This window comes from Mycolicibacterium elephantis DSM 44368, from assembly GCF_004014805.1.
GTDB lineage: Bacteria > Actinomycetota > Actinomycetes > Mycobacteriales > Mycobacteriaceae > Mycobacterium > Mycobacterium elephantis.
Window position 1 is genome coordinate 124,205 of sequence record NZ_ATDN01000007.1, and the last position, 19,513, is coordinate 143,717.

Annotated in this window: 23 protein-coding genes; 6 read left to right on the forward strand and 17 right to left on the reverse strand. The window is 68.5% G+C overall.

Annotated features, from left to right (window positions below):
- Window positions 1-16 precede the first annotated feature (16 nt).
- Genes MELE44368_RS07000 through MELE44368_RS07010 form a run of 3 tightly spaced genes read left to right on the forward strand, consistent with a single transcriptional unit; the run spans window position 17 to window position 2,772 of the window.
- Window positions 17-970, forward strand: coding sequence for a class I SAM-dependent methyltransferase (locus MELE44368_RS07000; protein WP_128107835.1), 954 nt, complete (start codon window positions 17-19; stop codon window positions 968-970).
- Window positions 967-1,863, forward strand: a complete 897-nt coding sequence (locus MELE44368_RS07005; protein ID WP_128107836.1) for a class I SAM-dependent methyltransferase — start codon at window positions 967-969, stop codon at window positions 1,861-1,863. The genes MELE44368_RS07000 and MELE44368_RS07005 overlap by 4 nt, the downstream gene beginning before the upstream one ends.
- Before the next feature lie 9 nt (window positions 1,864-1,872).
- Window positions 1,873-2,772, forward strand: a complete 900-nt coding sequence (locus MELE44368_RS07010) for an SAM-dependent methyltransferase (protein WP_128107837.1) — start codon at window positions 1,873-1,875, stop codon at window positions 2,770-2,772.
- On the opposite strand, the gene MELE44368_RS07015 is transcribed toward MELE44368_RS07010, so the two are convergent.
- Window positions 2,769-4,130: a xylulokinase gene (locus tag MELE44368_RS07015; protein ID WP_128107864.1), complete on the reverse strand. Its 1,362-nt coding sequence runs from the start codon at window positions 4,128-4,130 to the stop codon at window positions 2,769-2,771. The genes MELE44368_RS07010 and MELE44368_RS07015 overlap by 4 nt on opposite strands.
- 27 nt (window positions 4,131-4,157) lie before the next feature.
- On the opposite strand from MELE44368_RS07015, the gene MELE44368_RS07020 reads away from it, so the two are divergent.
- Window positions 4,158-5,138, forward strand: a complete 981-nt coding sequence (locus MELE44368_RS07020) for an NAD(P)-dependent oxidoreductase (protein WP_128107838.1) — start codon at window positions 4,158-4,160, stop codon at window positions 5,136-5,138.
- Window positions 5,135-5,788: an L-fuculose-phosphate aldolase gene (locus MELE44368_RS07025; protein ID WP_128107839.1), complete on the forward strand. Its 654-nt coding sequence runs from the start codon at window positions 5,135-5,137 to the stop codon at window positions 5,786-5,788. The genes MELE44368_RS07020 and MELE44368_RS07025 overlap by 4 nt, the downstream gene beginning before the upstream one ends.
- 73 nt (window positions 5,789-5,861) lie before the next feature.
- On the opposite strand, the gene sppA is transcribed toward MELE44368_RS07025, so the two are convergent.
- From sppA to MELE44368_RS07100, 15 genes are all read right to left on the reverse strand, one after another.
- Window positions 5,862-7,658 (reverse strand): signal peptide peptidase SppA, encoded by a 1,797-nt coding sequence (gene sppA, locus MELE44368_RS07030; protein WP_128107840.1) that lies wholly within the window; start codon window positions 7,656-7,658, stop codon window positions 5,862-5,864.
- A 122-nt stretch (window positions 7,659-7,780) separates the two neighbouring features.
- Window positions 7,781-8,227: a 50S ribosomal protein L15 gene (gene rplO, locus MELE44368_RS07035; RefSeq protein ID WP_128107841.1), complete on the reverse strand. Its 447-nt coding sequence runs from the start codon at window positions 8,225-8,227 to the stop codon at window positions 7,781-7,783.
- A 3-nt stretch (window positions 8,228-8,230) separates the two neighbouring features.
- Complete coding sequence (rpmD, locus tag MELE44368_RS07040) at window positions 8,231-8,410, reverse strand: 50S ribosomal protein L30 (RefSeq protein ID WP_046753710.1); 180 nt, start codon at window positions 8,408-8,410, stop codon at window positions 8,231-8,233.
- A 2-nt stretch (window positions 8,411-8,412) separates the two neighbouring features.
- A complete protein-coding gene (rpsE, locus tag MELE44368_RS07045) occupies window positions 8,413-9,072 on the reverse strand; it encodes a 30S ribosomal protein S5 (protein ID WP_128107842.1) in 660 nt (219 codons plus the stop codon).
- Window positions 9,073-9,097: 25 nt separating this feature from the next.
- On the reverse strand, window positions 9,098-9,502 hold the full coding sequence (gene rplR / locus MELE44368_RS07050) for a 50S ribosomal protein L18 (RefSeq protein WP_128107843.1): 405 nt from the start codon (window positions 9,500-9,502) through the stop codon (window positions 9,098-9,100).
- Between the two features lie 2 nt (window positions 9,503-9,504).
- Window positions 9,505-10,044: a 50S ribosomal protein L6 gene (rplF, locus tag MELE44368_RS07055; protein WP_128107844.1), complete on the reverse strand. Its 540-nt coding sequence runs from the start codon at window positions 10,042-10,044 to the stop codon at window positions 9,505-9,507.
- Window positions 10,045-10,057: 13 nt separating this feature from the next.
- Window positions 10,058-10,456 (reverse strand): 30S ribosomal protein S8, encoded by a 399-nt coding sequence (rpsH, locus tag MELE44368_RS07060; RefSeq protein ID WP_128107845.1) that lies wholly within the window; start codon window positions 10,454-10,456, stop codon window positions 10,058-10,060.
- 128 nt (window positions 10,457-10,584) lie between these two features.
- Window positions 10,585-10,770: a type Z 30S ribosomal protein S14 gene (locus MELE44368_RS07065; RefSeq protein WP_128107846.1), complete on the reverse strand. Its 186-nt coding sequence runs from the start codon at window positions 10,768-10,770 to the stop codon at window positions 10,585-10,587.
- Window positions 10,771-10,775: 5 nt separating this feature from the next.
- Complete coding sequence (rplE, locus tag MELE44368_RS07070; protein WP_128107847.1) at window positions 10,776-11,369, reverse strand: 50S ribosomal protein L5; 594 nt, start codon at window positions 11,367-11,369, stop codon at window positions 10,776-10,778.
- Window positions 11,369-11,686 (reverse strand): 50S ribosomal protein L24, encoded by a 318-nt coding sequence (rplX, locus tag MELE44368_RS07075; RefSeq protein ID WP_046753703.1) that lies wholly within the window; start codon window positions 11,684-11,686, stop codon window positions 11,369-11,371. The genes rplE and rplX overlap by 1 nt, the downstream gene beginning before the upstream one ends.
- Window positions 11,687-12,055, reverse strand: a complete 369-nt coding sequence (gene rplN, locus MELE44368_RS07080) for a 50S ribosomal protein L14 (protein WP_128107848.1) — start codon at window positions 12,053-12,055, stop codon at window positions 11,687-11,689. It lies immediately after the preceding gene.
- Between the two features lie 244 nt (window positions 12,056-12,299).
- Window positions 12,300-13,184: a formylglycine-generating enzyme family protein gene (locus tag MELE44368_RS07085; protein ID WP_128107849.1), complete on the reverse strand. Its 885-nt coding sequence runs from the start codon at window positions 13,182-13,184 to the stop codon at window positions 12,300-12,302.
- 4 nt (window positions 13,185-13,188) lie between these two features.
- Complete coding sequence (locus MELE44368_RS07090) at window positions 13,189-13,881, reverse strand: hypothetical protein (protein ID WP_128107850.1); 693 nt, start codon at window positions 13,879-13,881, stop codon at window positions 13,189-13,191.
- 52 nt (window positions 13,882-13,933) lie between these two features.
- Window positions 13,934-16,285, reverse strand: coding sequence for a sulfatase-like hydrolase/transferase (locus MELE44368_RS07095; protein ID WP_128107851.1), 2,352 nt, complete (start codon window positions 16,283-16,285; stop codon window positions 13,934-13,936).
- Between the two features lie 34 nt (window positions 16,286-16,319).
- Window positions 16,320-16,979, reverse strand: coding sequence for a DUF2306 domain-containing protein (locus MELE44368_RS07100; protein WP_241566506.1), 660 nt, complete (start codon window positions 16,977-16,979; stop codon window positions 16,320-16,322).
- Window positions 16,980-17,036: 57 nt separating this feature from the next.
- Here MELE44368_RS07100 and MELE44368_RS07105 point away from each other — a divergent pair, with 57 nt between their 5' ends.
- Window positions 17,037-17,732 (forward strand): TetR/AcrR family transcriptional regulator, encoded by a 696-nt coding sequence (locus MELE44368_RS07105; protein WP_128107853.1) that lies wholly within the window; start codon window positions 17,037-17,039, stop codon window positions 17,730-17,732.
- A gap of 89 nt (window positions 17,733-17,821) precedes the next feature.
- Here MELE44368_RS07105 and MELE44368_RS07110 read toward each other — a convergent pair whose 3' ends face one another.
- The gene (locus MELE44368_RS07110; protein WP_128107854.1) at window positions 17,822-19,420 is read right to left on the reverse strand and encodes a ferritin family protein; all 1,599 of its coding nucleotides are present in this window, start codon (window positions 19,418-19,420) and stop codon (window positions 17,822-17,824) included.
- Between the last annotated feature and the right edge of the window lie 93 nt (window positions 19,421-19,513).

Genomic DNA, 19,513 nt, shown 5'->3' on the forward strand with positions numbered 1-19,513 from the left:
GGCTGAGGGGACTCAGATGACGCGGACCGACAATGACACCTGGGATCTGGCTTCCAGTGTCGGGGCGACGGCCACGATGGTGGCTGCCGCCCGAGCGCTGGCCACCAGCGCAGAGCAGCCGCTGATCGACGACCCGTACGCCGATCCGCTGGTGCGCGCGGTCGGCGTGGACTTCTTCACCCGCCTGGTCTCCGGGGAACTGCGCCCGCAGGATCTCGACGACAGCGAGACGGCCGGAATGCAGCGAATGGCCGACAACATGGCGGTGCGGACCAAATTCTTCGACGACTTCTTTCTGACCGCCACCGGAGGTGGCAATCCAGCAGACGCGGTGCGCGCCGGCGTCCGACAGGCGGTGATCCTGGCGTCCGGGCTGGACGCGCGCGCCTACCGGCTGGACTGGCCGGCCGGCGTCGTCGTCTATGAGATCGACCAGCCCGCGGTCATCGACTTCAAGAGCACCACGCTGGCCGACCTGGGGGCCGCGCCGACCGCCGAACGCCGCACGGTGGCGGTGGACCTGCGTCACGACTGGACCTCGGCGCTGATCGACGCGGGCTTCGACCCCGCCCGGCCGTCGGCGTGGAGCGCGGAAGGTCTGTTGGGCTATCTGCCGCCCGACGCCCAGGACCGGCTGCTCGACACGATCACCGAGTTGAGCGCCCCCGGCAGCTGGATCGCGGTGGAGAGCGTGCCCCGTGTCGACCCCGACCTGCACGAGAAGACGGTCGAGCGGATGCGCACCACGTCGCAACGCTGGCAAAAGCACGGTTTCGACCTGGACTTCGCCGGGCTGGTGTACCTCGGCGACCGCAACGAGGCCGCCGCGTACCTCGAGCAGCGCGGCTGGCAGACGACCCGCCGAAGTGTCAGGGACCTGCTCGTCGCCAACGGGTTGCCGCCGCTGGATGACGAGGACGGCGCCGACTTCGGCGAGCTGCAGTACGTCAGCGGGAGACTCTCCGCGTGAGCCGCACCGACAACGACACCTGGGATCTGGCGTCGAGCGTCGGCGCGACGGCGACGTCGGTGGCCGCGCAGCGTGCGCTGGCCTCCAAACAGCCCGAGCCGCTGATCGTCGATCCGTACGCCGACGACCTGGTCAAGGCTGTCGGCCTGGAGCACTGCATCCGGATCGCCGACGGTGACCTGCCATTCGGCGATCCGGTGCTGGACCGCCGGCGCATGTGTGAGCAGATCGCGGTGCGCACCCGGTATTTCGACGACTTCTTCACCGCCGCCTCGGAGGCCGGTGTCCGGCAAGCGGTCATCCTTGCCGCCGGGCTGGACACCCGCGCGTACCGGCTGCCGTGGCCGCCGGACGCGGTGGTGTTCGAGGTGGATCAGCCGCAGGTCATCGAGTTCAAATCGACGGTGCTGGCCTCGCTGGGCGCCGTGCCTCCCGCTGAGCGACGCACCGTCGCAGTCGATTTGCGCGACGACTGGGTTGGCGCGTTGCGGGACAACGGGTTCGACGCTTCGGCGCCCACGGCGTGGATCGCGGAGGGCCTGTTGATCTATCTGCCACCGCAGGCCCAGGACCGGTTGTTCGACAACATCACCGCGCTCAGCGCCCCCGGCAGCAGGCTGGCGACCGAGCACATGGACATCGCGGGCCTGTCGGAGGACTGGGCGGACAAGCTCAGCGAGCGGTCCCGGCGGATGGGGTCACCGATCAACCTGGTCGACCTGTTCTACCCGGGTGAGCGCAACACCGCACGTGACTACCTCGCGTCGAAGGGCTGGAGCGTCGACGTGCGCACCACCCGGGACGCATTCGCCCACAACGGCTTCCCGATGCCCGACGACGACTTGTTGGCCGTGCTCGGCGACTCCGGTTACCTCTGTGCGATCCTCGACTAGGAGAACCTGATGGCACGTACCGATAACGACACATGGGATCTGGCGTCCAGCGTCGGCGCGACCGCGACGATGGTGGCCTCACAACGTGTGCTGGCCCACCGGGAGGGGTTGATCGACGACCCGTTCGCCGAGCCGCTGGTACGCGCGGTCGGGATGGACTTCTTCATCCAGGCCCTCGACGGTGAGATCGACCTGGAGGCCGTCGATCCCGAGTTCAACGTGCGCAGGGCGGCCGAGGGCATGGCGGTGCGCACGCGCCACTTCGATCGGTTGTTCACCGACGCCGCCGCGGCCGGGGCACGCCAGGCGGTGATCCTGGCGGCCGGCCTGGACGCCCGGGCCTACCGGTTGCCGTGGCCGGCGGGCACGACGGTGTTCGAGGTGGACCAACCCGAGGTCATCGAGTTCAAGACCACGACACTGGATCGGCTCGGCGCACAGCCGACCGCCGACCGGCGCACCGTTGCGATCGACCTCCGCGAGGACTGGCCGAAAGCACTGTGCGACACCGGTTTCGATCCGTCACAGCAGACCGCCTGGATCGCCGAGGGCCTGCTCATCTACCTGCCACCCGAAGCGCAGGATCTGCTGTTCGACCGGATCACCGATCTCTCGGCGCCCGGCAGCCGGGTAGCGACCGAGCACATTCCCGACGTCACGATGTTCTCCGACGAGCGCTCGCAACGCATCGCCGAGCGGATGAAGAAGTACGGGTCGGAGATCGAGATGGGCGAGCTGATCTATCACGGTGAGCGCAACGACGTCGTCGAGTACCTGACCGGCCACGGGTGGATTGTGTCGGCCAAGACGATGCCGGAAGCCTACGCCGCCAACGGGTTCACCTTCCCCGAGGAGGAGACCATCGGGATGTTCGCCGACATGAGCTACGTCGCCGCGGTCAAGTCCTAGGCTTTCTCGCCGGTTGACGAATTTCGGGCAGTGACCCGCTCGGCGAGTTCGAGGAACCTGCCGTAGCGCTCCTGCGTCGGCGCCGACCATCGCGGGTCGGGGTCGACGACGCGCTCGGTGCGCGCCCAGCGGGCCGCGTCCGTCGTCGACGATTCCAGCCCGGCGGCCACCCGCCCGAGGAACGCCGCACCCAACGCGGCGCCTTCGGGGATGGCCGCGACGTGCACAGGCAGGCCGGTGACGTCGGCGACGGCCTGCATCCAGGCTGCGATGCGGGTGCCGCCGCCGGTCGCCACGATGCGTGCCGCCGGTGCGCCGCTGCGCTCGACGAGCTGGCGCACGACGAAGCCTGACGCCTCGTACGCGGCCCGCCGCACCGCCGCGCTGTCCTGGGTGAGGTCGAGGCCGTCGAGCGCGGCGCGGCGATCCGGGTCGTGGTACGGCACGCGTTCACCGCGAACGTACGGCGCCCACACGGGTATCCGTCGCGCATCGACGGGGGCATCGGTGGCGGGGGCCAGCAGGCGATCCACCCAGCTCAGAAACAATCCGCCGGCGTTGCTCGGCCCGCCGATCTGGTAGCGCCCAGGCGCGGATTGCGGCAACGTCCACAGCCCCGGCACCTCGCGGTACTCGCCGATCGTCGCCCACACGATCAGCGTCGTCCCGCACAGCACCAGCACGTCGCCGTCGCGGTCGGCGCCGGAGACGATCTGCTCGCACACCGCATCCACCGCGCCCGCGCCCAGCACCGCGTCGCCGCCGTGCACCCGACCGGCCGCCGTCCCTGTCGGCGCGACGCGCGGCAGCTGAATGGGTGCGACTTCACAAGAGGCACAGATCTTTTCGTTCCAGCGGTCCCGGTCGTACAGCGGGTGGGTGGTGCCCGCGGTCGCGGTGTCGACCACGGCCTCCCCCGCCAACGCGTGGTTGGCCACCGCCGCGGCGGGCCAGTAGCCGTACGCATCGGGTGCCTGCCGCGCGGTCCAGCGCAGGAATTCGACGGCCTCGCCGGTGAGGAATTTGGTGTCAGCACCTGTTGCGGAGCGGCCGCGGCCGTCGCCGTAGAGCAGGCCGGGGGTCAGCGGGCGGCCCTCGGTGTCGACGGCGGTCAGCGACGGCACCATGGCCGTGACCGTCACCGCCGCGGCGTCCGGCCGGTCCAGTTCGGCCAGCGCGCGCAGCGGACCCTGCCGCCACGCTTCGTCGGCGTCGTGCTCGAGCCGGTCCGGGGCGGGCACCCGCAGCCGATGCGGTATCCGTGTCCTGGCCACCACCTGACCGTCGGCGTCGGCGGCCACGGCCTTGACGGCGGTGGTGCCGATATCGATGCCGATTGTCACCTCTTTGGCTGACACGCCGGTCACCGTACGCCACCATGGGCAATCGTGACCCGACTTCGTGCGCTGGTGACCGCGCCGCTTCGCGGCCCGGGATTCGACAAGCTCGGCCGGCTGGTCGACGTGGTGTACGACCCGTGGATCGAGCTGCGCCCGCTGCGGATCTACACCGCCGAGCAACTCGCCGAGCGCGCCGTGGCGGAACGCGCTGATGTGCTTGTGGTGGAGGGTGATTCGGTGACCGGCCCGGTGTTCGACCTGCCGCTGCGGGCGGTCGCGTCCACCCGCGGCGACCCGAACAACGTCGACGTCGGCGCCGCTACCGCGGCCCGAATCCCGGTGCTGCACACCCCCGCCCGCACCGCCGACGCGGTGGCCGAGATGGCGGTCGCGCTGCTCTTCGCCGCGACCCGCCATGTGCTCACCGCCGACGCCGACGTCCGCGCCGGCGAGGTGTTCCGCGACGGCACCCTGCCCTATCAGCGGTTCCGGGCCTGGGAGATCGCCGGGCTGACCGCCGGTCTGGTCGGACTGGGTGCGGTGGCGCGCGCCCTGCGGTGGCGGCTGGAAGGGCTCGGGATGAACGTGATCGCCTACGACCCCTACAACGACGAGGCCCGTCACAGTCTCGACGAACTGCTGGCCGAGGCCGACGTCGTGTCACTGCATGCGCCCGTCACCGACGAGACGGCCGGGATGATCGGTGCCGAACAGTTCGCGGCCATGCGCGACGGCGTCGTCTTCCTCAACACCGCGCGGGCCCAGCTGCACGACACCGACGCGCTGGTCGACGCGCTGCGCCGGGGCAAGGTCGCCGCGGCCGGCCTGGACCACTTCGTCGGCGAATGGCTGCCACCGGATCACCCGCTGACCGCGATGGCCAACGTCGTGCTCACCCCCCACATCGGCGGCGCGACGTGGAACACTGAGGCGCGGCAGGCGCAGATGGTCGCCGACGACCTGGAGGCGCTTCTGTCGGGGCGCCGGCCCGCACATATCGTCAACCCGGAGGTGCTCAACCCATGAGGTTCGTGGACAACCCCGAGGACGCGGTGCTCGCTGCGGCCAAGGACATGCTGCGGCGCGGGCTGGTCGAGGGCACCGCGGGCAACATCTCGGCCCGGCGCGCGGACGGGCATCTGGTCATCACGCCGTCGTCGGTGGACTACCGCGACATGACGCGCGACGACCTCGTGCTCGTCGACGCCGACGGAAACGTGGTGTCAGCCAAGGACGGTCGGGCGCCGTCGTCGGAGATGGCGTTGCATCTGGCGTGCTACCGCGCCTTCGACGACATCGGCAGCGTGATCCACAGTCATCCCGTGTGGGCGACGATGTTCGCCGTTGCGCGCCAGTCGATTCCGGCGTGCATCGACGAGTTCGCGGTGTACTGCGGCGGCGACATCCGCTGCGCCGACTACGCGGCCTCCGGCACCCCGGACGTCGGCCACAACGCGGTGAAGGCGCTGGAGGGTCGCGCGGCCGCGCTGATCGCCAACCACGGCCTGGTCGCGGTCGCGCCGCGGCCCGACAAGGCGCTGCACGTCACCGCGCTGGTCGAGCGCACCGCCCAGATCGCCTGGGGTGCCAGGGCTTTGGGTGGTCCGGTGCCGATACCTGAGGAAGTCAACCGCAACTTCGCGGCGGTGTACGGGTACCTGCGCCAGCAGGGGTGATCACCTCGCCGAGATCGACGAAATGGCGAAATCTATTCGCACTCTTGCGCCCGTTTGTCCCTTTGGGCGTAAATCAAAAGCGGGTGTCCCCCAGCCACAGCGCGCTCACCCCGGACAGCGAGCGCTCGGCATTGTCGAGCACCCCCGCCACCGACCGGCCCACCAGCGCCGCGAACGCCGCGGGCAGCGACGCCGCCGCCGGTTGTGACGACGGCTTGGGCCGCAACAGGTCCATCAGCGACGACCCGGGATATCCGACGGTGCGCACCTCGGCGTCGGGGTCGAGTCCGCCCAGCACCTTCGCGCGGGTGATCGCGGTGCGCAGCCCGCCCAGCTCGTCGACCAGACCGCGCTCCAGCGCGTCGGCGCCCGTCCAGATCCGGCCCTGCGCGACGGCGTCGACGTCCTCGACGCTCATGTCGCGCCCCTGCGCGACCCGCTCCACGAAGTCGGTGTAGACCAAATCCGTCTCGGCGACGATGAGCTCGTGCTGCTCCTCGGTGAACGGCTGATTGATCGACCATGCATCGGCATTTCGGTTGGTGCGCACCGAATCCGAGCTCAGCCCGAGCCGGTCCTTGAGCTCGCGGGCCACCAGCTTGCCGGTGATCACGCCGATCGATCCGGTGATGGTGCCCGGGTTGGCGACGATCGCGTCGGCGCCCATCGACACGTAGTAGCCGCCGGAGGCCGCCACCGCGCCCATCGAGGCGACGACGGGGGTGCCGCCGTCGCGCACCTTGGCGACCTCCCGCCAGATGGTCTCGGAGCCGGAGACCGACCCGCCGGGGCTGTCGACCCGCAGCACGATCGCCACGACGTCATCGTCGGCGGCGGCCTCGCGCAGCGCCGCGGCGATGGTGTCACCGCCCGCGCTCGAGTTGCCCAGCGGCAGCAGGGGCGGCCCGCCGCGGCCGCTGACGATCGGGCCGTCCAGCGTCACCACCGCGATCACCGGTTTGCTCTTGCGGCCGGGAAGCGTGGGTATCGGCGGCCCGGACCGCGGCGCGGTGGCACGCGCATACCGGGACAGATAAAGCCGCGGCGGCGCGTCCTCGGAGTCGGCGTCCCCGGTCTCCGGTGAGATACCCGGGGCGCCAACGAGTTCGGCGATGCGCGCGTAGGCCTCGTCACGGAAGCCGATGCGGTCGACGAGCCGGCTCGTGACGGCGTCGTCGCGCAGCAGCGGGGCCCGGTCGGCGAGCGCGTCGACCTCGCCGGGGTCCAGGTGGCGCGACTCGGCCACCCCCTCCATCACCTGCGCGTGCAGGCTTTCGATGAGCCGGGTGTCGGCCTCGCGGTGGGCCTCGGTGTAGCCGTTCTGCGTGAAACGGTTTGCGGCGGACTTGTACTCGCCGCGGGCGATGAACTGCGCCTCGATGCCCGCCTTGTCCAGCGCGTCGCGCAGGAACAGCGCGTTGGTGGCGAAGCCGACCAGGCCGACCGTGCCCGACGGCTGCATCCACACCTCGCGGAACGCCGACGCCAGGTAGTAGGACATGGTGCCGGGGTAGGTCTCCGCCCACGCCAGCGACGGTTTGGCGTCGCTGAACGCCGCGATCGCCGACCGCAGTTCCTGCACCGGCCCCACCGCGGCGGCCGACAGCTGGACCCGCGCGATCAGCCCCGCCACCCGCCGATCCTCGGCGGCGCGGTGGATGGCGTCGACGGCCTGCCGGAGCACCACCGGGCGACCGCCGCCCGCGATGAATGCGAACGGGTCGAACCCGCCGGTCTCGTTCGGCACCGCCGTCAGATCGAGTTCCAGCACACAGCCGTCGGGCACGCCGTGGTGCCTGGCGGTGTCGATGCGCTGGGCCAGCGCGCGAAGATCGTCGGCGCCGGGGACGCCGGGCAGGAATGCGAACATGCTTCGAGAGTACCGACGCCGCGCAGGCCGCTTCGTGCGTGACTGTGCGGTCTCGTCCGCCGCAACAGCCCGGCCGCAACGAAAAAGGCCCCGCAACCGCGGGGCCCCTTCGTGTCCTGCTTCTACAGTTCGGTCGCCGAACCGCCTGCGGCGGTGATCTTTTCGCGTGCGCTGCCGCTGAACTTGTGCGCGGTGACGTTGACCTTCGCGGTCAGCTTGCCGTCGCCGAGCACCTTCACCAGCGTGTTCTTGCGCACCGCGCCCGCGGCCACCAGCTCGTCCACGCCGACGTCGCCGCCGTTGGGGAACAGCTTGTTGATGTCGCCGACGTTGACCACCTCATAGGTGGTGCGGAACCGGTTGCGGAACCCCTTGAGCTTGGGCAGTCGCATGTGGATCGGCATCTGGCCGCCCTCGAACGTCGCCGGCACGTTCTTGCGGGCCTTGGTGCCCTTGGTGCCGCGACCGGCGGTCTTCCCGCGTCCCGAGCCCTCACCGCGACCGACGCGGGTCTTGGCCGTCTTGGAGCCGGGGGCGGGCTTCAGGTCATGAAGCTTGATGGGTGTCATGGGTTAGACCTCCTCCACCTTCACGAGGTGATGCACGGTCTTGATCAGCCCGCGGGTCTGCGGGTTGTCCTCACGGACCACGGACTGGCGGATACGGCGCAGCCCCAGCGTACGGAGGCTCTCGCGCTGCTTCCAGCGCGCACCGATGGTGCTGCGCACCTGGGTGATCTTCAGCTCTGCCATGGCTAGGCCGACCCTTCTCGTGCGGCCGCTGCGGCCAGTGTCTCGGCCTCGCGCCGGGCCCGCAGCATGCGTGCCGGTGCCACGTCCTCGATGGGCAGGCCGCGGCGGGCCGCCACCTCCTCGGGACGCTGCAGCAGCTTGAGCGCGGCGACGGTGGCGTGCACCACGTTGATCGCGTTGTCGCTGCCCAGCGACTTGGCCAGGATGTCGCGCACGCCAGCGCATTCCAGCACCGCGCGAACGGCGCCGCCGGCGATCACACCGGTACCGGGGCTGGCCGGACGCAGCATCACCACACCGGCGGCGGCTTCGCCCTGCACCGGGTGGGTGATGGTGCCGCCGATCAGCGGAACCCGGAAGAAGTTCTTGCGTGCCTCTTCGACGCCCTTGGCGATGGCGGCCGGAACTTCCTTGGCCTTGCCGTAGCCGACGCCGACCATGCCGTTGCCGTCGCCGACGATCACCAGCGCGGTGAAGCTGAACCGGCGGCCACCCTTGACCACCTTGGAGACCCGGTTGATCGAGACGACGCGCTCGAGGTAGTTGCTCTTGTCACCGTCGCGGCCACGGCCGCCACGGTCGTCGCGACGACCCCGGCCCTCGCGCTCACCGCGCGCTGGGCGGGTGTCTGAGGGGCCGCCGGCGGTTGCCTGCTCGGCCATCATGCAGTCCTTCCGTTGTCAGTCATCAGAATTTCAGCCCGCCTTCGCGTGCCGCGTCGGCCAGTGCCGCTATCCGTCCACCGTAGGTGTACCCACCGCGGTCGAACACGACCTGCTCGATGCCTGCGGCCTTGGCGCGCTCGGCGATCAGCTGACCGACGCGCACGCTGTGGGCCTTCTTGTCGCCGTCGACCGCGCGCACATCCGGCTCGATCGAGGAGGCGGCGGCCAGCGTGGTGCCGTTGAGGTCGTTGACCAGCTGCACGTGGATGTGCCGCGACGAGCGGTGCACGACCAGGCGGGGCAGTCCGGCCGTGCCTGCGATCTTCTTGCGCAGCCGGGCGTGCCGACGCTTCCGCGCGACCCGCCGGATCTCGGAGATGTTGCGGCCCACCGCAGCGCGCTTCGCGGACTCTGTCTGAGAAGCCATGTCTACTTACCTGTCTTTCCGACCTTGCGGCGGATCTGCTCGCCCTCGTAGCGAACGCCCTTGCCCTTGTAGGGATCCGGGCGGCGCAGGCGGCGGATGTTCGCCGAGATCTGACCGACCTTCTGCTTGTCGATACCCGAGATCGAGAACTTGGTGGGCGACTCCACCGCGAAGGTGATGCCCTCCGGCGCCTCGACGGTGACGGGATGGCTGTAGCCGAGCGAGAACTCGAGCGTGTTGCCCTTGAGCTGCACGCGGTAACCGACGCCGTGGATCTCCATCTTGGTGGTGTAGCCCTCGGTCACACCGGTGATCAGGTTGGCCACCAGCGTGCGCGACAACCCGTGCAGCGAGCGGTTGTGCCGGTCGTCGTCGGGGCGGGTCACCACGATGGCGCCGTCGTCGTCGCGCGACACCTTGATCGGCTCGGCCACCGCCAGTTCGAGGGATCCCTTGGGTCCCTTCACCGACACGTTCTGGCCGTCGATCGTCACGTCGACCCCGGACGGCACCAGGACCGGTTGCTTTCCAATGCGGGACATGTCTAAACCTCCCTCACCACACGTACGCGAGGACTTCGCCGCCCACGCCCTCGCGAGCCGCCTGGCGGTCGGTCTTCAGCCCGGACGACGTCGAGATGATCGCCACGCCAAGGCCGCCGAGCACCCGCGGCAGGTTGGTGGATTTCGCGTACACGCGCAGACCGGGCTTGGACACCCGGCGCAGGCCAGCGATGCTGCGTTCCCGGCTCGGCCCGTACTTCAGTTGAACCACCAGCGATTTGCCGACCCGAGCGTCTTCGGTGCGGTAATCGGAGATGTAGCCCTCGTTCTTGAGGATCTCGGCGATGTTGGCCTTCAACTTCGAATGCGGCAACCTCACCTCGTCGTGGTACGCCGAATTGGCGTTGCGCAGACGCGTCAAGAAGTCTGCGATCGGGTCCGTCATAGTCATCGGGCGCTGCTCCTTTTCGCCGCTGCGCTCCGCATCGTCGTCATCGCGGTCATGACAGGGGATTCACCTTCCTCGCGGCGGTTCCCGGTTCGGGCCTGCCGCGCACCTGTTCTCGTAGTGGTCTGCTGTTACCAGCTGGCCTTCTGGACGCCGGGCAGTTCGCCGGCATGTGCCATCTCGCGTACGCAGATTCGGCACAGGCCGAACTTGCGGAACACCGCGCGCGGGCGGCCGCATTTGTTGCACCGGGTGTAGCCGCGCACCTTGAACTTCGGCTTCTTGTTGGCCTTGTTGACCAATGCCTTCTTTGCCATCTAGCTCAGTTCTCCTTGAACGGAAAGCCGAGCGCCCGCAACAGCGCTCGTCCTTCGTCGTCGTTCGTCGCCGAGGTGACGACGGTGATGTCCATGCCACGGGGGCGGTCGATGGAGTCCACGTCGATCTCGTGGAACACCGACTGCTCGGTCAGTCCGAACGTGTAGTTGCCGGTCCCGTCGAACTGCTTGGGCGAGAGCCCGCGGAAGTCGCGGATACGCGGCAGCGCGATCGAGATCAGCCGGTCCAGGAACTCCCACATCCGATCGCCGCGCAGCGTGACGCGGGCGCCGATCGGCATGCCCTCGCGCAGCTTGAATTGCGCGATGGACTTGCGGGCCTTGCGAATCTCCGGCTTCTGGCCAGTGATCAGCGCCAGGTCGTTGACCGCGCCGTTGATCAACTTGGCGTCGCGGGCGGCGTCACCGACGCCCATGTTGACGACGACCTTGACCACGCCGGGGATCTGCATGACGTTGGCGTAGCCGAATTCCTTCTGCAGCGAGTCCTTGATCTCCTCGCGGTAGCGCTGCTTGAGGCGCGGGAGGGTCTTTTCTTCCTGGGCAAGCGAAGCGCCGGGATGGGTCTCTGTGGTCATCAGATGTCCTTGCCGTTGGTCTTGGCGATGCGGACCTTCTTGCCGGTCTCTTCGTCAACGCGGTACCCGACGCGGGTCGGCTTGCCGTCGGAGTCGACGACCATCACGTTGCTGACGTGGATCGGGGCCTCCTGGGTGACGATGCCGCCGGACTGCGCGCCGCGTTCGTTGCTCGACACCGCGGTGTGCTTCTTGATCCGGTTCACGCCCTCGACGAGAACCTTGTTGCGTGCCGGATAGGCCACCAGCACCTTGCCCTTGGCGCCCTTGTCCTTGCCGGAGATGACCAGCACGGTGTCGCCTTTGTGAACCTTCATCTACAACACCTCCGGAGCGAGCGAGACGATCTTCATGAAGCGCTTCTCGCGAAGTTCGCGGCCGACCGGGCCGAAGATGCGGGTTCCGCGCGGGTCGTTGTCGGGCTTGATGATGACCGCGGCGTTCTCGTCGAACTTGATGTAGCTGCCGTCGGCGCGGCGACGCTCCTTGACGGTGCGCACGATGACGGCCTTCACGATCTCGCCCCGCTTGATGTTGCCGCCGGGGATGGCCTCCTTGACGGTCGCCACGATGACGTCGCCGATGCCGGCGTAGCGCCGCCCCGAGCCGCCGAGCACGCGGATGCACAGGATTTCTCGTGCGCCCGTGTTGTCGGCGACCTTCACCCGCGATTCCTGCTGAATCACTAGATCTCCTCGACCTGGTATTTGTATGCACGCCAGATACCGACCTGGACGTGCGCGGTCTTGCTGTCACCGAAGGGCACGCGGGGCCTATCCAGCCGGATTGGCCGAGGTCTGCCCAAGGCAACCGCTTAATACTAGGTCACGACCTGCGATGAACCAAATCGTGCCGGTTCCCGCCGAACGTGGGTTACCAGCACACTCTGCCGCTGGTCAACGTGCGTCGAGCCCACACTCGGCGGCCGGTTCAGGCGTCGGTCACGCAGCGGAAGCCGATGTGGGTGGTCGCGCTGTCCTGCGACTGCGGTGAGCGCGCCGTGGGCCGGTAACGGTGGCAGTACTCCGGGGCGCACAGATACGAGCCGCCCTTGAGCGCCTGGTGCACGGTCGGATCGGCGGGGCCGCTGGGCGTGCAGCAGGGCTTCGGCGGCTGATCCAGCCGGTGGTGGCCCCAGAACCGCGTCGTCGTCCACTCCCAGACGTTGCCGATCATGTCGACCAGGCCGAACGCGTTGGGCGGAAAGGTCCCCACGGGCGAGGTGCCGACCCAGCCGAGCGCGCCGGTGTTGCGGTACGGAAAGTCGCCCTGCCAGGTGTTGGCCATCAACCGTCCGCCCGGGCGCACCTCGTCACCCCACGGGTAGGTGGTCGTCGTGCCCGCGCGGGCGGCGAACTCCCATTCGGCCTCGGTGGGCAGCCGCCGACCCGCCCAGCGCGCGTAGGCCGCCGCGTCCGGATAGGCCACCTGCACGACGGGATGATCCGCCCGCTCCCGCCACGTCGGACCGTCCGGCCCGAACGGGTGCCGCCAGCACGCCCCCGGCGTCCAACTCCACCACTGCCGCCAGTCACGCAGGTCGACGGGCCCGGCGGTCGGCCGGAAGACCAGCCCGCCCGGCACCAGGTCCTCGGGCGCCGCGCCCGGATACAGCGCCGGGTCCAACGGCTGCTCGGCGACGGTGCGGTAGCCGGTGTCGTCGACGAACGCGGCGAACTGGGCGTTGGTGACCGGATGGCGTTCGACGGCGAACGGGGCCACCTCGACGGTGTGCGACGGCGCCTCTTCCGGATAGAACTGCGTCGAGCCCATCCGAAACGGCCCGCCCGGCAGCTCGACGAGCTCGGTGAGCATGGACTCAGGGTAGAGCGACGGCGAAGTCCGCCATCAGCGGCGAGGTCATCGGCTCGAAACCCGGGGTGTCGGCCGGGCCCTCGACGTGCACGGCGACCAGATAGTTGTTGGTGTCGGTCCAGATGTGCGCGATCCGGTCGCCGAACTCGACGGCCTGCTCAAGCGATTCCGACCGCATCCCGAGCAGCTTCTGACCGCTGTAGCCGCACAGCTCGGCGGGCAACACGCTGACACTGCTCACCGCGGACTTTGCCATCGCGTCGTTGGCGTACTTCTCGAACGCCTCGGCCGGATCCAACTGGGTCCGCGCGATCGTCACCGTCGCCCACACCTCGTCGGGGCCCTGCAGCTTGGCGCCGACGTCGCCGTCGCCCGCCGACGTGGACCAGCCCTCCGGGAGGGCCACCGTGATCTTCGGGGCCGCCGGATCGGCCACCGTCGCCGTCACCCCGACCGGCGGAGGATCCGCTGGCATGCAGGTGACCTCCCCGGCGGGCACCGGCGTGCGCGTGGTGGGCACGATGCCGGGTTCGGCGAGATCGGTCTGCGGGGTCGGGATGGCCCGCGTCGACGGCGTCGTCGTCGCGGGAACGGCCACATCGGCCGGGACCGGCACGCCGTCGCTGGTTCTCACGCAGGCCGACACGACACCCGCCGTCAGGCCGAGTGCGACGAGCGCCAGCCAGCGGGTCACCATCAGTCCTTCGCCCCTGTCAATCGCTTCAGTCCTTCGCCCCTGTCAAATCGCTTCAGTCCCTCGCGAAGGCGCGCGCGAACTCGCGTTCCACGTCGATGTACGGCTTGCCTGACACGTCGACGTTGACTTGGGCGATGGTGCCCCCGGTGAACGGGAAAGGTGCCTTGTACGAACGTGATACCGGCGACCCGGTGTTGCGGCCGACGCAGAGCGCCGCCCCCGCGAGGCCGAACGTTCCCGGGTGGATCTTCATGCCGGACATGGAGGCCACCTCGGTGCGGTCGAGGTAGAGCGCGGTGTCCCCGATCGGCGTGTGGCTGCCCTCGGCCGTGCCGGTCCGGGTGAACGCGACCCCGAACGTGTGCCGCCCCGGTGACACGGGCTCCGGCGACGACAACCGCTGCTCTTCCTCGCCGAGGAAGTTGTAGACGTAGTGCAGTCGTCCGTCTTGCAGGAACAGCGCGTGTCCCCCGTGCGCGGCACCGTGTTTGAACACCACCCCTTCGGCTTCGGCGGTGTCGATGGTCACCTCGGCGACGATGACGAACGACCGGCCCGCGATCTCCACGGCGGCGCCCACCGCGACGTAGGCCGTGCCGGGGTAGTACACGTAGTTGTCCCGGGCGCCGGCCAGGCTGGGCCGCCACCGGCTGATGGTCTCCAACATGTCGAGGTCTCCGAGCGGAAGCCCGTTGTACTTGTCGGCCTCGCTGAACCACAACGCCTTGAGCTCTTCGAGCTTCTCGGGGTGCTCCGCGGCCAGATCGCGGGTTTGGCTGCGGTCGGCCTCGATGTGGTAGAGCTCCCAACGGTCTTTGTCGAAGTGCGACCAGCCCGACGGGGACGCCGGGTGCACTGTGTTGGCGAACCAGCCCTTGTGCCAGATCCCCCGGGTGCCGAGCATCGTGTAGAACTGCGTCTCCTTGCCCGTGGGCATGTCCGGATTGGCAAGGGCCGCTGCGAAACTCATCCCGTCCAGCGGCCGTTGCGGGATACCCCTGACGGTGGCCGGCGGCGTGATCTCGAGCAGGTCGTACACCGTCGGGGTGATGTCGCAGACGTTGATGTAGTTGTCGCGTAGTTCGCCGTGCGCGCGGATACCCTTGGGCCAGGAAATGATTGCCGTGTCGGCGATGCCGCCCTCATGGGAGGCGTAGCGCTTGAACAGCTTGTAGGGCGTGTTGAACGCCATCGCCCAGCCGATCGGATAGTGGTTGAAGGTCTCCGGCCCGCCGAGTTTGTCGAGGCACCGCAAGCCGTCCTCGATGGTGTCGATGTAGCCGTTGAAGAACTTGAGTTCGTTCACCGAGCCGTTCGGGCCGCCCTCACCGCTTGCCCCGTTGTCGGAGATGACCACGATGATCGTGTTGTCGAGCTGACCGGACTGCTCCAAATAGTCCAGCACCCGGCCGATTTGAGCATCGGTGTAGGACAGGAAGCCCGCGAACACCTCGGCCATCCTGCAGAACAGCTTCTTCTCGCCGTCGTTGAGTGAATCCCACGGCCGCACCGTGTCCTGCTCCGGCCACTTCTGCCCCTCCGGACCGGTGACGTCGACATACGGGTTGATCGGCGAGAGTTCGGTGTCGGGAGGCACGATGCCGAGCCGTTTCTGGTTCTCCAGCACGATCTCGCGGTAGCGCTCGTAACCCATGTCGAACTTGCCCGCATAGCGGTCCGCCCACTCCTTGAAGACATGGTGCGGCGCGTGCCCGGCGCCCGGACACAGGTAGGTGAACCAGGGCTTGTCGGGCGCGATCACCTTGGCGTCGCGGATGAACTCGATCGTCTTGTCGGTCAGGTCCTTCGACAGGTGATAGCCGTCCTCGGGCCCACCCGGCGCCGCCACGGGGTGGTTGTCGTAGATCAGGTCGGGATACCACTGGTCGGTCTCGCCGCCCAAGAAGCCGTAGAACCGCTCGAAGCCCCGCGCCAGCGGCCAATGTCGTTTGGTGGACGCCAGATTCGACTCCTCCAGCGGTGTCATGTGCCACTTGCCGACGGCGTACGTGTTGTAACCGTTTTCGACGAGCACTTCGGAAAGCAGCGCGGAGTCGGCCGGGATGCGTCCGCTGCACCCCGGGAAGCCCTCGGTGAACTCCTCGATGGTGGCCATCCCGACCGTCGTCGGGTTGCGGCCGGTGAGCAGCGACGCCCGGGTCGGCGAGCACAGCGCGGTGGTGTGAAACTGCGTCAACCGGACGCCCCGTTCGGCGATGCGGGTCATGGCCGGCATCTCGACCAGTCCCCCGAAGCAGTCCCACGTGGCGATGCCGACGTCATCCCAGACGAGGTACAAGACGTTGGGCGCACCCTCGGGCGCCACCGGTGCGGCGTACGGCCCCCAGTCCGGTTCGGAATCTCTGATGTCGAGCGCGATTTTGCCGTTGAACTCCGTCGCCATGGCCCGCAGGCTACACGCGGGAAGCGACGGTTTGCTAAGGATTCGGCGACGTTGCCATAACCGGTTTTCCGTCGAGCCACCAGCCCACGACCGCCAACGGGATCAGCCAGCCCAGCCAGCCCGCGGTTCCGGCGACGAACCACAGGTAGTGCTCCTCGCTGCCGCCAAACACGTTGTCCTGCAACGGATGGAACGCGAGAAAGATGATCGGTGACCAGATCCGGTTCGTGATGACCGAAAGTGCCAGCGTCGCACTGCGAACCATGTGGTGACGGTGCTCGGTGAAGCACCGCCGGCGGGCGGCCGCGAGCCCGTTGAGCGTGAACCACAGCCACAGCGCGCCGAGCACGACATTGCTGGCGGCCAGCACCGGGCCGAACGGCGTTGCGGCCCCGATCACGATGGCCGACGCCGCCGCCGGGACCGCCATCCCGACGTAGACGCGCCCGGTGCGGCGGTGCAGAGCGGGGCGCCGCCGGCGCAGCCCGGGCCAGATCTGCGCGACGGCGGCGACCATCGCGACGCTGCCCAACATCACGTGGGCCACGAGCAACGGGTAGTGGAGCGCGAAGGTGGCCGTGACCCGGGTGCCGCCGGTGAAGTACGGCGGCAACGAATAGGCCAGGAATGCGACGACGACGAGGATCAGAGCCGGCGCGAGCCAGCGACTGCTCGCGCCTGTTGCGTATGCCATACGCATGGAGCGTACGGCATACGCGTCCGCGGGCGCAATCGGCTATCCTCACGACAAATGAGCGATCCACTGCCCCGCGCGCTGGAGATCCTGTGGAGCGAGCCGGGCGCACCCAGACGGTCGGCCGGGCTGAGCCGGGAGCGCATCGTCGCCGCGGCCATCGAGCTGGCCGACGCCGACGGTCTCGGCGCACTGTCGATGGCCAGGCTGGCGGAGCGGCTCGGCTGCGGGACGATGTCGCTGTATCGGCACATCGCCAACAAGGACGAGCTGGTGACCTTCATGCTCTCCGAGGCCACCGGGCTGCCGCCGAACATTCATTCATCGGATTGGCGTGCGGCCCTTGACGATTGGGCTACCGGCCTGTGGTCGGTCTACCACCGGCACCCGTGGATCCTGCAGGCCACCGCGGCGGGTCCCCCCGCCGATCCCGGGCAGCTGAGGTGGCTGGAGGCAGGGCTGGCGGCGTTGGGCGAGACCGGGATGTCCGAACGCGACAAGTTTGCCGCGGTGATGGTCGTGTTGCACTTCGTGCGCGGCGCCGCGGCGGTACACATCGAAGCCGCCCACGTCGCCGGCCCCGACTATCCGGCCCTGCTGCGACGCGTCATCGACGAGGACCGGTTTCCCGCGTTGAGTGCGGCCCTGGCCGACGGCGTGCTCGATGACGCGGACAACGACCGGGAAGCCGACTTCCGCTCGGGGCTGCGCCAACTGCTCGACGGCATCGCCACCCGGGTGCGGTCGAAATAGACTGCGGTACGGCGGGTTTCGATCGGCTCGCGCTCTTTGTCGTGCTCGGGGTTGAGCAGACTGCGCCGGTAGGTGTTGGTCACAGTCGCTCAGCCCTTCTCGAAGCTGACGCCGGCGACGTGCGGGTCGCGCACGACGATGCGTGTCGCGGCGAGATCGTCGATGGTCCAGAGCCAGTCACTTCGCAGGTGTGGCTGAGCGACCAGCGTGCGGCCGTCGCTGCGCACCCCGCCGGTGGCGCGGATGATCTCCGACAGTTCCCAGCCGTCGAAGATCTCCAGGAAGTTCTGTCCGGTATAGCGTTCGGGCTCCTGCAGGTACATCCGCTCGCACCAGTCCGAGCACAGCGCGTGCTTGCGGCCGCCGTACTCGATGATGCGGCGCCGCACCGACTCGGTGCCCTGCGGGGCCTGCGGGGTCAGCCCGAGCAGCGGCGACTGGCACACCCGGCAGATGTGCAGCACCTTGCCCAGCTCGATGAGGTGCTCGATGGGGCTGGTGCGATTCGCCGGGTTCTCGACGCCGATCTCGCGCCAGCGGTCGAAGATTCGGCCGATCGAGCTGTACCAGCCCGGGTAGTGCCGCTCGAACCATTCCTTGTCGGTGTCGTTGGGCAGTTCGATGCGGTAACCGATGAACGGCCACAGCGCGTAGGCCACCGCGAACGCGTCGTGATGCGCCCAGTACGCGTCGCGGCTGGCGTCGGCGAGGTTCTTCGGCGCCTCGAGGCCGAACTTGGAGAAGCGGCCCATCCAGATGCCGCCCCAGTCCTCGATGACCCAGTCGTTCCAGGTCTGCGCCCACGGCTCGGCTCGGTTCACCGCGCCGTACTCGAAGGTCCGGCCGACCATCGAGCTGAAGCCGCGGTGCTGAATCCAGAACGCGTTCTCCAGATCGGTCTGCAGGTACTGCATGTTGTGGTCGTTCTCGATGACCGAGACGATCGTCTGATAGCCGTTGGCCATGTGCCGCAACTCATCTGACTGGATCGACAGGAAGACGGTCGGGGTGACCTCGTCGCCGTTGGCGGCCGCCCACTCGGTCATCGCGACCACGAGGGGGTTGGTGAAGCACGCCTCGGCGACCATCTGCAGGTTCAGCGAGATCAGCACCGGGTCGCCGGAGACGAACGTCTCGCAGGCCTGCTGGCGGTTGCTCCAGAACAGCGGGTTGCCGTGCCGGTGCCCGCGTGAACCGGTGAAGCCGGCCGGGTCGTAGTACTGCGATGCGAAGTACTTCTTCAGGTAGCCAAGCTGATTCGTGTGCCGCACCTCGTCCTCGACCTGGGCCAGATAGCCGTTGCGCTGCTCGGGCGAGACGACGGCGTCCAGCAGCATGGCCGAGCCGCCGATCGACGAGTACTCGCCCAGTTCGAGAAATGTGGTGACGAACTTCATCGCCTCGGCCCACCGCGGCTCGATCCGGCCACCGGCCTGCAGCCGGGCCAGGCTGTCCAACAGCGAACCGTACTGCCGGTCGTCTTTTTCGGTCTCCATCCGGCAGTATTCGCCGACGATCAGCTTGAACTGTTCGCGCGTCCCGCCGTCGAACTCGTATTTGGTGGGGTACTTGGACCGGCCGTCGGGAACCTCCCATCCCATGTCCTGAATCCAGCGGTGCACGTCCTGCGTGCCCACCTTGATCTCCCGCTGGGTGGGTGCCCGGAATCCACCCGGAATGACAGTCATCAACGCTCCTAGCTCGCGACGGCGAAACAACCAGAGCGACGTTAGCCCGGATTTTTCACGGAAACTTGTGTTTGGTGGTGTGTAGATAAGCGA